The following is a 12,289-nucleotide window of genomic DNA, read 5'->3' as shown; positions in this document are numbered from 1 at the left end:
ATTATTTTCCTTTCTTAGCTAATTCTAATAAGCGAACGTATAAAGGATTTGGTTTAGTTGGTTTTGAAGTAAATTCTGGATTTGCATAAGTTGCTACAAAGAATTCTTGGTTAGCTAATTCTACAAAGTCCACATTACCGTATGTGTCAACACCAGATACGATTACGTTAGATTTTTCTAGTTCATCAATGTGAGTTAAGTTAAACTTGTAAAGATGACGGTGACGTTCGCTCGCTTTGTCGTCGCCATAAATTGATTGAAGGTTTTTAGATAATAATTTATCTTCTCTTAAACCTAAGATTAATTGGTTATTGTCATCTTTAACGAAGATTGGGTTAGCACCATGATAAGCGTTATGTTCACGGATTGCGTTTTCATCCATTTGACTTAAGATGAATGATTCGATTGCAGTACCATAAGCTAATGTTGGAGTTTTCTTTTTAGCTAGGTAGTTGAATAATTGGATAGTTTTGTCTTGAGCGTCGTAATGGTCTGCACCAGCTACAATGACACCATCAACGTTTCTAAAGTTCTTAGTGTAGTTTTCTTTATCTAAATCTTTAACTTGTAATCACTTAATGCTGAAGTCGACATTAGTGTAGTAAGAAGCTAATTCTAAAGCTGATTTCACTGAGAAGTAAGCGTCATGTAATTCTACGTATTCACCAACTAAAGCGATAGTTACTTTATTTGGTTTTGGTCTCTTGATTGTATCTGTAAAGTCTAATCAAGATTTGAAATCGTCTTCTTTAATCTTTAAGTTAAAGTGTTTCAAAATAGGAAGGTAAATTTGTTGTTTGTAAAGTTCTTCTGGTAAGAAGTATGTAGATTCTAAATCTGGACAAACAAAGATGTTGTCTTTACTTACTGAACATGATCAAGATAATTTATCGATAGTTTCTTCGTCGACTGGTTGGTTCACTCTTAATAATAGTAAGTCTGGTGATACCCCAAGTGATCTTAAAACTTTGACTGAATGTTGTGCTGGTTTAGTTTTTAATTCGCCAAATACTGTTGCGATTGAAATTAATGGTACACAGTGAGCAAATAAAACGTTAGATTTGCCGTACTTGTGGCAGAATTCGTTAATTGCTTCGATGAATGGTAAAGATTCGATATCTCCGATAGTACCACCGATTTCAACGATGGCAAAATCAGTTTTATTAGTTTTAGCTAATGATTCTAATTTTGAGATAATGTGTCCAGTAATGTGTGGCACCACTTGCACAGTTTTACCGTTGTAAAGACCTTTTCTTTCGTTTTCAATAACTTCAGAATAGATTCTTCCAGATGTGACAGTTGAGTATTTGTTTAGGTTGTGATCTACAAAACGTTCGTAGTTACCTAAGTCTAAGTCAGCTTCTGCACCATCTTCAGTCACGAAAACTTCTCCGTGTTGGTATGGAGAGATGTTTGATGGATTAACGTTTAAGTATGGATCCAATTTTTGCATTGTGACACTAAAACCTAATTGTTTTAATGTTCTTCCGATACTACTTGCAGTAATACCTTTTCCAAGTGATGAGTATACCCCACCGGTTACAAAAATAAATTTAGTATTTTTCATAATAACCTTCCTATTTTTATCGTGTGTTATGAATTAATATTCTATAAATTATAAATAAATATTATAGTACATATATATAAATATGAGATAGTTATCAGTGAGATAATGTCATTAAATTTTTGGCATTTTAATAATGTTAATTTCTTCGCCTAATTTTTTGAAACAACAGTTCACACAAGAAATGCCAGAAACATAAACGACAAAACTTACAGAACAACTGTTATCGACCTTATCTCTTTTAATTTTGAGTTCGGAAATATCTAGTTTAAATTTATTAAACATTTTTGCAATGATGTTCCCAATGGTTGGGGTTCACATTGCTTCAAAAGTACCAGTAAACTTGAAGTTTTTTGGTCTAGATTCTAATTGTTTATCATTTCAAACCAATGGATAAATCTTTTGTTTCTTTTCTCTAGCTGCATCTAATTTTGCACAATCGTGACTATGTACTTCTAAAACATCATGATCGATTAATAAACCTACAATATCCATTTTAGGTACTTTATTACAGCAATTTGGGAAACTTAAGCTATCAAAGAACAAACCTTCTAGTGGTTTTAAATATAGTAAGTTCATTCTTCATTCAGCATATTTTTTATTAAAGTTTTTAAAAGCATCTCGTGAAACTTTTTTTCTCTTGTCGAAAATGTTAATTAAATCAGTATCGTTATAAACATCATACGGAACGATTTCTAAGAATTCTTCTAGAGTATTTACACCCATGTTGTTTTGTAAAAATAAGATTAATTTGTCATAACCAATAAAATTATCGCCTAAGAAATCTTTAATTTTTCTAACAAAATCGTTAGAGTTAGCTAACTTTTTGGTTTCGTTTTCGGCCAAAATATTCTTAAATACTTCTAAAGTATTAGGATGGTTGCTAAGTTTTAGTCAAGATTCTTCAAAGGTAATTTTGTTAGCATAACTAAACTTTAAAGTATCACCAGGATTAACAGCGGTATAGAATGGTACCTTTTCTCCGTTGATATAAATAGCTTTTAAACGTTTAACGTAATCGGGATTTCACTTTGTGGCCACATCAATAACTCTAGTTTTATTGTTCACTACTAACTTACTTTCGTCATTTAGGATTAAAATTTCAAAAATTACGTCGTTAGTTAACTTTTTAATTTCTTCGACCGACTTGTCTGAAGAACTTAAGAATTCGTGAATTAAATTGTTTTCTTGCGCTAATTCTGTTACACTCTTAGTCTTACTAAATTCTTTGTATCTTCAGTGCGCCGCTAATCCTCTATTAGCTACCATATCCATTTCGTTTGTCCGAATTTGAATTTCCATTAAAGTTTTATTTTTTAAAACAGTAGTGTGGATTGATTGGTATAAATTCATTTTGGGTGAAGAAATATAATCTTTAAAAGCGTTCTTTAAATAAGTAAAGTTTAGGTGAATTAAACCTAAGACTTTATAACAATCCATGACGTTATCCACAATAATTCTGATGGCATAGATATCGTGAATATCCATGATGTCATAGCCCTTTTCTTCTTTTTCTCAAGTGGAATGAATTCCTTTAACTCTACTTTTAATTTTGGCTTGAATTGAATAAGAGTCAAAGATGTCTTGAATTCGACTAGTCATTTCGTTTCAGTCATCTTGGTTTTCATCAATAATGCTTTGAATACTATTTTTAGTACGGTTATAAGCTTCAGGATTTAAGATTGCAAAAGACATATCAATTAAATCGGTTTTGATTTCGTACATCCCCAGTCTGCCAGCAATTTTTGCGTATAGTTCTAGGGTTTCTTGTGCAATTCTTCTTTGTTTATCTTCTCTGAGATATTGAATTGTAGTCATATTATGGTAACGATCAGCGAGTTTAATAATCATCGCTCTTAAATCGTCTGACATAGATAAAAAGACCTGAATAGTGTAGTCTTTTTGAACTTCACTTTTTTCTAATTGTTCTTTTCTGTTTTCTTTAGAATATAAACTTACTTTTGTAACGTACTTTACTAAAGTTAATACTTCATGACCGAATCTTTCTTCAATTTCTTCGTCTTTTGTGATGGTATCTTCTAATACATCATGTAAAATTCCGGCCATAATAGTACTAATATCCATATCTCAACTAATTAAAATAATGGCGGTACAAATGGGGTGAATTACGTAAGGTTCACCTGATTTTCTAAACTGATTATTGTGTTTGATACGAGCGAATTCAGCGGCTGCTAGTGCTTTTTGGATGTCAGGTTCTTGGTAATTCGCTTCAATTAATTTGGTTTTAAGTTCGTTAATTTTTTCTTCTATTATTGACATAGTTTGCCTTAACTCATTAAATAAATATTATTAATATTGTATAATTTTAAAGTCGTGGTAGTTCTATCGACTACTATTTAATACAAATATATCTCTCTGGTGTAAGACGTAAATGATTGACAACTTTTTTAAAAAAACAAAAAATAAACCTTGATTAAAGATCCTCGGATGGCTAGCCTTCTCCTTAATGATTGTGGCTTGTTTATGTGGTATTGGATTTGGTGCGAACCATTTCGCCCGAACGGGAACCAAAAATAAAGGTAACCAGTATACCAATAGCTTGCAATCAGTTGTCCAAGTAGAGCTAGATCAAAATAAAACTGATGCGCAAAACTTAAAGGTAATTCAAGATATTGCCAATAAAGTAACGAACGAAGTGAAGTTAATGGGTGCAAACCAAATTCAAGTAGAAAGTGGCTTGCAAAAGAATACCAATATCATTTCTACATCAGGTAAACCAACCGCTTACGGTTCAGTATATGTTTATACCGAACAAAATTTAAAGGGTTTCCCTTTAGATTTCAATAATAACCAACAAGACGTTCAAAAAAATACATTATTTGAACAAAAATTAAAACTATATTATGCGTTAGCTAACTCTAACAATATGCAGTTAGAAAACTTCAGTGCGTTGAACTCAAAGGCTAACGATAAAACAAATAAGGACACTTTAGAAAACTTCAAAACTAACTATAATTTAGTTTCTGACAAAAATAAAGCTTTCAGTAAAGATGGCTTAATCCAATTTAAATTGCCAGAGACAACTACAAAAGCGAAAAAGTGAAACTTATCTGAATTCCAAAAACAATTTACTAATCAATTTGCTTGAGACGGTAAAACTAACAGAAATGACGTAGTTGCGAAAGCTAACGGTACTATGTTAGCAGCACCAAAAGACCAATACATCTTATGAAATAATAGAACCGGTTTAATCAACCGTTTAGAAATTGATGCCACAATTGGTACTTTAAATAAAAACTACTCAGGTTTAAATGCAAACCAAGTGATTGCAGTTAGATCAATGTTTAACGCTTTAAGTCCAGAAGACCAAAACTTTGCGGAATGAGCTGGAGCGGTAACTTCTTCTACAAGTTATCAATCAGTGATGAGTGCGTTAACATCTGCTAACCAAAATAATTATGGTTTAAGTAAAGACAGTCAAACAAACGTTGAAACTGACCCTTTATTAAACTTATTAAACCAATACTACACAAGTAATACTTATAACGAAACTGTTGGTGTCACTCAACAACCTAACAAGGTTAAATTTACTACACCTTACCAATGACTATATTCTTGAAACTTTAAGAATTTACCAATGTTAAGTGGTTACTTTGTACCAATTGACTACGATAACTTCTTTACGTTCTTCAATGATAATTCAGACTTCAAAAAGACTGATATTAAACAAATTAAATCTGAATACTATTCAAACTCTTTCAGTTTACCAATCATTGGTAAGAGTGCACCAGAAATCGCTGATATTTTAAATAACATTAATAATTCATCATTTACACAACCAATTATTAATGAAGCAATTATTTCACCTTACTATCAAGGGGAAAACAATAACAACGCATCTAAAATTTATGAAGGGCTAAATGCATTTGCTAGCAACTTCATCTCTCTATACAACAATAAATCGACTAAATCAGTTACAACGTTAGACGCTTTTAACGGAACTTTAGTTGGATTAAGTGTATTAATTTTATTAATTGGTATTGTGGTAAGTATTATTTACCGTGTACCAGGCGCGTTAAACTTCTTAACTGCCGCTTTAACTTTTGGTTTAACACTTGCAATGTTTGCATCATTACAAATGTTATTCTCAGTGGATACATATTTAGCATTATTTACTTCAATTATTGCTTCGTTTGTACCATTCTTAATTAGTCAAACTGATTTTAAGCGAGCCATTCGAGATAAAAAACTGAACTTACTAAACTCATTTATTTACAGTATTAAGAGTTTCTTAAGAAATGCCATTACGATTTACATCGCAATGCTAATTGTAGCGTTAGTCTTCATGTTCTTTGGCCAATACCAAATTAAAGGTTTTGGTTCGATGCTAGTTCTAGCTTCATTTGCGAACATTATTTCATCCGCTACGATATATCTACTCCTATATTCAACAATTTACTGATTGGCCAATAAACATTCACCACAAATCTTTGTAACGAAAAAGTACCAAACTATCTTACATGAAATTGGTACAACAACTTTTGGTGAAGGCGAAGTTGCACCAACCGCTCAATCATTATTAGATAAAGCTTTAGACAGATTAGTTTTAGGTTTTACTAGACAAAAATGATGAGTATGATTTATCTTTGCAATTGTTTTAGCATTAGGTATCATTGGTTGTATCCTATTAGGTACAATTGGTCCTGGTTATTCATTTGCGTTCAGATCTTCTTCTGAAATTGTCTTAACTTGAAGTCCAACTAATGGTACTACAAGTGCAGATATTTCAAGTTTAAAAGCTCAAATTGCACAACACTTTAACATTACTTGAGTAAATAACTCTGGTTTAAATGCTGCCGGTAATTACCAAGAAGTGGGCTATGCAAAAAATAGTTTAAACATCGAAAAATTCTATAGTTGATTCGAACAAAATTATCCACAATCAGCATTACTTAACAACATTTCATTTAGATCAACAAGTGACTACATGCCATGATTATTATTCAATAATTCATTAAAATGCATGTTTATTTCAATTGGTTTCTTAGCTATTTGATCAATTCTTGCATTAAACGTAGTTAACTTTATTCCAGTATTTATCATTTCATGTCTTGCTAACTTAGCAGCCTTTGGTATTGTTGGAATCATTAGAGTTCCAGTTGATAATTCATCAATTTCAACTGCTTGTTGTATCTTTGCATTCACACAAATTCTAATTTATGCCGTTTACGGTTCAATCAAATTCCAATTCAACATGAAAACGAGAAAAACGTTGAAGGAAATGTTAGAGTTTGTTGTGCAGGCAGTTAAATCAATGTTCAGCGTTTACTCATTCATTGTGGTAGCGTTCTTCTTAAGTTCATTGATTATGATGATTTTTACTTCAACAAACTTTGTTTACAACCAAGTGATCTTATTTGTAAACTCATTAGTGGTGTACGCAATCATCATCGTATTAAGTCCAACCGCCTTTGGCTTAGCAATGATGCTAAGAGAGTTATACTTAGGTAAAGTTGTGACAAACAAAAAACTTCGTATTAAACATAAAGAATACGATAAGGTTGACGAACAAGAAATTTACGGCATCAATCACCGTTAATTTCAAATAAAAATAGGTAGGTATATTGTTATTATGAAAGATTTAAAAAAACTTGAAAGCCAAATTTTAACTGTTAAAGATTATCCAAAGCCAGGTGTTATGTTCAAAGACATCACTCCATTATTCTTAGAACCAGAAATGATTAACGAAATCATTGATGATTTTGCAGAATTTGCAAACCAACTAGACGTAGACGTTATTCTAGGGGCTGAATCTAGAGGTTTCTTATTTGGAGTTCCTTTATCACTAAAATTAAACAAACCTTTTGTCTTAGTTAGAAAACCAAATAAACTTCCTCGTGAAGTCTATGCACAATCTTATGATTTAGAATACGGTTCATCTACAGTGGAAATGCATAAAGATGCATTAAAACCAGGTCAAAAAGCCTTAATTATTGATGACTTATTAGCGACTGGTGGAACTGTAGAAGCTATCGAAAAATTAGTGAAACAAGCTGGCGGTGTAGTAGCTGGTTCTGCTTTCTTAATTGAACTAGTAGACTTACACGGTAAGGATAGACTAGCAGGAAAAGTGCATTCAATTTTAAAATACTAATCTTGAATATAAGCAAACAAAAATCACTCAATTCCTTGAGTGATTTTTTGTTGTCTGTTTTTAAATAAATTAGTTGAATTTGAGTTGGTAACACACAATTGCAGTTGCGATAGCGGCGTTTAAACTTTCCATGTTGTTTTGCATGTCAATCATAATCTTGTTAGTTGACATCTTAATTAATTCGGGTTGGATACCGTGACCTTCGTTACCAATTAAAATTACATTATTATTTTTATTGAATTTGAATTTATGTAACGGAATGCTGTTTTTATCCAAACACATAGAAATAATTTTATATTTTAAAGTTTTGTAGTTGTTTAAAGCTTTGATTGCTTCGGTTTGGTTGTCTAATTCGAATAAATTAGGTTTGAAACAACCACCCATGCTAGCTTTAATAACTTTACTGTTTGATAAAGAAACGCAGTTGTTTAACAAAATTAGGTCCATGCCTAAGGCGAAACCAGAACGAATCATGGTACCTAAGTTTCCGGGGTCTTGGATGTTATCTAAGAATAACACGTTTTGGCCACTTCTAAAAGCAATGTGTTTTTGTGGTTTTCTTTCACAGATAGCGAACACGTAGTTAGCTGAAGCATTGTCAGTAAGTTTGTTGCAAACACTTTCGCTGATTAAAATGACTTTTCTTAAGTCAAATTTTAATGCTTGTAATTTAGGTTCAATTTCGGCTAATTTACTTTCTAAAACGAAAATTGTGGGAATTTTGAAGCCATTTTTATAAGCTTCTTCAAAAAGTTTGTACTTTTCGACAACGAACATATTATTTGTTTTAGAATATGAATTGTTATTTATTAATTTATAAGCATGTGCTATTAATTCATTTTTGGGAGAAACAATTGTCTTGTATTTCATAATAAGATAGGACTTTCTATGTCTATTTTAACTAGTATAAATAGTCCAATCGCACCAACGGCAGCCCATTATTCAATTTGGCTGACGGAACCTAAAGCCATTGCTTTAGCAGGCATTAACTGCGGACTATTATTCTTAATTTTATTATATTTTATTGTATCAAAAGTAGTTACAAAGGCGCCTAAGGTCAAAGCCAAAGCACCCAAATGAGTGCTTTGATTATTTAGACCGGGTTGAGCGACTTGATTGGCTTTTATCCTAGCGTTTATCGTTGGGTTAATCTATTATAGTCTTTCTAAAGAATACCATTTAATTTGAAACCCTGCAAACACTGCAGATCCTTTCGGAGGCAAATTATGAGTATGACAATCAATTCAATTTATGTACTCAATCGGTTCATGAATTGTTATCTTTATCTTATTTAGTTTATGACTATCTTCACCATTTATTGCTTTAATTAGTTTTAGCAATATGTACAAAGAACAACAAAATACACAATATCACATGAAGAGATTACTATGAATTTTAATCGTTCTAGGAATCACTTTAGGGGCTGCTAACATCATGTGAGCTTTCCCTATTAACTCACAATATACAAGTTTAAGTATGTTTGGTTTGAATGCTCTAACCGCACCACACCAAGACTACTTCTACCACAGTATGAAAGTGGTTTACGAATACGTGATTTTAACTAAGTGATATGCTTGAGTGTTCTTATCTTACTGCGCAATTTGTATTTTAGTTGCATGATCATTAGTTCATGTTGCTTATACTAAGAGAATTCACGGCTGATTCTCAAGATACTGAATTTACAAAGATACTTCAGAAGCTTACCAAAACACATTTAAAACAAGATTTAACCAAGTAAAATTCTGATTTACCTTACCGTTTGAAGTATCTAACTCATTATCGTCTCTTGAATTTTACGCCTTCTGAATCGCGTTCTCATTATTCAACATTAGATCATTATGATTACACATTACTTTCATCTTGATCGTATGTTTAATTGCTTATGCAGCAATCGTACTTGTTTCATTAGTTTACGGTATGTTTAAATACAGAAAAGAAGGTAGAGCTTACTGAAAAGCTGTTGGTGGTATCACTTGAGATATTATCAAACCATTCTTCTTCTTAAAACACGACAAGAACTACGATTCATCAAGAATTGAATCAGAACGTATTAGAGCAGTTTATGACAACAACTCTAAATTAGCATCTGCTAAATTATCAGAAAACATTGTTGTGCCGGTAGCCTTCACTGTCTTCTTGGGTATCTGTAACTTACCAACTTTCCCTCAAGGTGTTTACCAAGTAGGTACTTACACATATGGACCAATTATGCATGGTGCAAACTACTGATTAACATTAATTATTTCTGGTTTCTTATTTAGTTATATGTACGTGGGTGTTGGCGGTTCAACATCACACGGTAAAAACATTGTGGGGGCTTCAACTTACGCAATTACACCAGGTATGCAAACCGGAGTTTTAGGTACACTTTCAAGTACTTTAACTCACTTTGCTAAATGAACTGATAACTGTGTAAAACTAGTCTTTTAATGTAGAAAAAATACTAAGCTTTTTACGGCTTAGTATTTTTTTATTGTTTTCAGTTTAAACATTTTTGTACAGCACGATGTCAACCAGCCAATTTTTGTTGTGCTTCTGTTAATGGCATTTTAGGTGTGTAAATAGTTGCAATTTTTTCAATGAGTTCTTCTTTAGAAAAAGACTGACAACCTAGTGCGGATAAATATGCAATGCCTAAAGAAGATGATTCAGGGTTGGATGTTTTTTGTACAGCGATTTGTAACATGTTGGCGATAAATTGGCATAAGTACTCTGATTGGCTTAAACCACCATCTACTTTAATTTGGTTCACACTTAAATTGTCTTGTTCGCCAACCATGGAATCAATAACATCTTTTAATTGGTACACGACCCCATCTAAAGCAGATTTAATAATATGTTCTCTCTTAGTACTGCGTTCAATGCCAATAATCATACCCCGTGCGTTCACGTCTCAATACGGTGCACCTAAACCTGTAAAGGCTGGGATAAAGTATAGGTCGGTTTGTTCATTGGTTAAAGCTAGTTCACCATACCAAGTGGCTTCTTGGGGATTGTAGAGAACTTTTAAATCATTAGATAATCATTCAATAACGGTACCTGCATTGAATACACTACCTTCTAAAGCGTATTGTACTGGTTCATGTTCTAATGAACAAGCAATTGTGGTTAATAACTTGTTTTTAGAATGAATTCTAAATTTGTCGGTGTTCATAATAATAAAACAACCAGTACCAAAGGTAGCTTTAATATCACCTAATTTAAAACAGTGTTGACCAAATAAAGAGGCCTGTTGGTCACCAGCAATGCCAGAAATAATCGTAGTAGATTTTGCTAATGGGTCAATTAATTTGTTGTCTAAGTGGCCAAAGATATGGTTTGAAGCGTATACTTGTGGCAAACACTTTTTATCCACTTCAAAGAGTTTTAATAAGTCATCATCTCACTGTAAAGTATCGATGTTGAATAACATGGTTCTAGAAGCGTTAGTGTAGTCAGTAGCAAATACTGCTCCACGAGTCATTTTAAATAATAATCAAGTGTCAATAGTACCGAATAATAATTGGTTTTTTTCTAACAGTTTTTTAGCTTTGGGAACGTTGTCTAAGATTCATTTGATTTTTGATGCAGAAAAGTAAGGACTAATTACTAATCCAGTTTTTTGAGCAATCATATCTTTATGTTCTTCTAACTCTAAGCACATGTCGTTAGTTCTAGAGTCTTGTCACACAATTGCGTTGTAAATTGGGTTTCCGGTATTTTTGTCTCAGGCAACAATTGTTTCTCTTTGATTGGAAATACCAATTGAAATAATTTCGTCAATCGAAATGTTGGATTTAATTAATACTTGTTGAATTGTACTTTTTTGACTGTTTCAAATTTCAATGGGGTCGTGTTCTACTCAATGTTCTTTAGGAAAAGATTGGGTTAATAAGATGCTACTTTTAGCTACTTGTTGAAAATTGAGATCAAAGATGATACTTCTACATGAAGTTGTTCCTTGATCAATCACTAAATAATATTTTTTTTCCATAATTACCTCTTAAATTTATTCTACTATTTTGCCTTTTTATTTTTTTAAACACTATAAAATTTGATTAATAAAGCAAAAATGCTGTTTTCATCTCGTTTTGTTTTTTGCCATATATAGATAATATTTATATACCTAATTTCTTTAGTTATATAAATAACTTTTTAGTTGAAAAAAATAAAAAAATTGTTTCGTTTTTTCATAAAAGTACTATCATTTAATTAGTGCTTAATATGTAAATAAAAAGTTGTTAATTTGGATGGTAAATTAGCAATGAAAGTAATAATTTAAGCACTGATTAAATATGTTATTAGGTGGTTAAAACTTATGTACTTAACATTAAAAGAAATGCAAAAACTAATGATTAGTGTTGCAGGTGAAGTAGCTAGTAAACGTAAAGCAAGAGGCGTTAAACTAAACTACCCTGAATCTGTTGCATACATCACTAACTTTGTAATTGAAGGCGCAAGAGACGGTAAAACTGTTTCTCAATTAATGGCCGACGCTAGAAAAATTTTAAAAATTGATGAAGTAATGCCTGGTGTTGATTCAATGGTTGGAATGATCCAAGTTGAATGTACATTCCCAGACGGTACAAAATTAGTAACTGTTCACGACCCAATTTGTGAATAATTTCAAA

The 12,289-nt window shown here is 31.9% G+C and carries 8 protein-coding genes; 4 read left to right on the top strand and 4 right to left on the bottom strand.

The window, feature by feature from the left end:
• Position 1: 1 nt before the first annotated feature.
• Entirely contained in the window at positions 2 to 1,567 is a 1,566-nt protein-coding gene (locus tag ABWU82_RS01225; protein WP_353289690.1) for a CTP synthase, read from the bottom strand.
• Between the two features lie 111 nt (positions 1,568 to 1,678).
• Positions 1,679 to 3,844 (bottom strand): RelA/SpoT family protein, encoded by a 2,166-nt coding sequence (locus ABWU82_RS01220; RefSeq protein WP_353289689.1) that lies wholly within the window; start codon positions 3,842 to 3,844, stop codon positions 1,679 to 1,681.
• A 112-nt stretch (positions 3,845 to 3,956) separates the two neighbouring features.
• Between ABWU82_RS01220 and ABWU82_RS01215 the strand changes: the two genes are divergently transcribed.
• Together ABWU82_RS01215 and ABWU82_RS01210 are read left to right on the top strand one after the other, a co-directional pair.
• Positions 3,957 to 7,124: a hypothetical protein gene (locus ABWU82_RS01215; RefSeq protein WP_353289688.1), complete on the top strand. Its 3,168-nt coding sequence runs from the start codon at positions 3,957 to 3,959 to the stop codon at positions 7,122 to 7,124.
• A 33-nt stretch (positions 7,125 to 7,157) separates the two neighbouring features.
• Positions 7,158 to 7,679, top strand: coding sequence for an adenine phosphoribosyltransferase (locus ABWU82_RS01210; RefSeq protein WP_353289687.1), 522 nt, complete (start codon positions 7,158 to 7,160; stop codon positions 7,677 to 7,679).
• A gap of 69 nt (positions 7,680 to 7,748) precedes the next feature.
• On the opposite strand, the gene ABWU82_RS01205 is transcribed toward ABWU82_RS01210, so the two are convergent.
• The gene (locus tag ABWU82_RS01205) at positions 7,749 to 8,549 is read right to left on the bottom strand and encodes a TrmH family RNA methyltransferase (RefSeq protein ID WP_353289686.1); all 801 of its coding nucleotides are present in this window, start codon (positions 8,547 to 8,549) and stop codon (positions 7,749 to 7,751) included.
• 18 nt (positions 8,550 to 8,567) lie between these two features.
• On the opposite strand from ABWU82_RS01205, the gene ABWU82_RS01200 reads away from it, so the two are divergent.
• Positions 8,568 to 10,109, top strand: coding sequence for a hypothetical protein (locus tag ABWU82_RS01200; protein ID WP_353289685.1), 1,542 nt, complete (start codon positions 8,568 to 8,570; stop codon positions 10,107 to 10,109).
• Between the two features lie 40 nt (positions 10,110 to 10,149).
• Here ABWU82_RS01200 and glpK read toward each other — a convergent pair whose 3' ends face one another.
• The gene (glpK, locus tag ABWU82_RS01195; protein ID WP_353289684.1) at positions 10,150 to 11,652 is read right to left on the bottom strand and encodes a glycerol kinase GlpK; all 1,503 of its coding nucleotides are present in this window, start codon (positions 11,650 to 11,652) and stop codon (positions 10,150 to 10,152) included.
• Between the two features lie 324 nt (positions 11,653 to 11,976).
• On the opposite strand from glpK, the gene ABWU82_RS01190 reads away from it, so the two are divergent.
• Positions 11,977 to 12,282 (top strand): urease subunit gamma, encoded by a 306-nt coding sequence (locus ABWU82_RS01190; RefSeq protein WP_353289683.1) that lies wholly within the window; start codon positions 11,977 to 11,979, stop codon positions 12,280 to 12,282.
• The last annotated feature ends 7 nt before the right edge of the window (positions 12,283 to 12,289 follow it).

Source organism: Ureaplasma ceti (assembly GCF_040369755.1).
GTDB classification, from domain to species: domain Bacteria; phylum Bacillota_I; class Bacilli_A; order Mycoplasmatales; family Mycoplasmoidaceae; genus Ureaplasma; species Ureaplasma ceti.
This window is presented reverse-complemented; position numbering and strand designations above follow the sequence as displayed.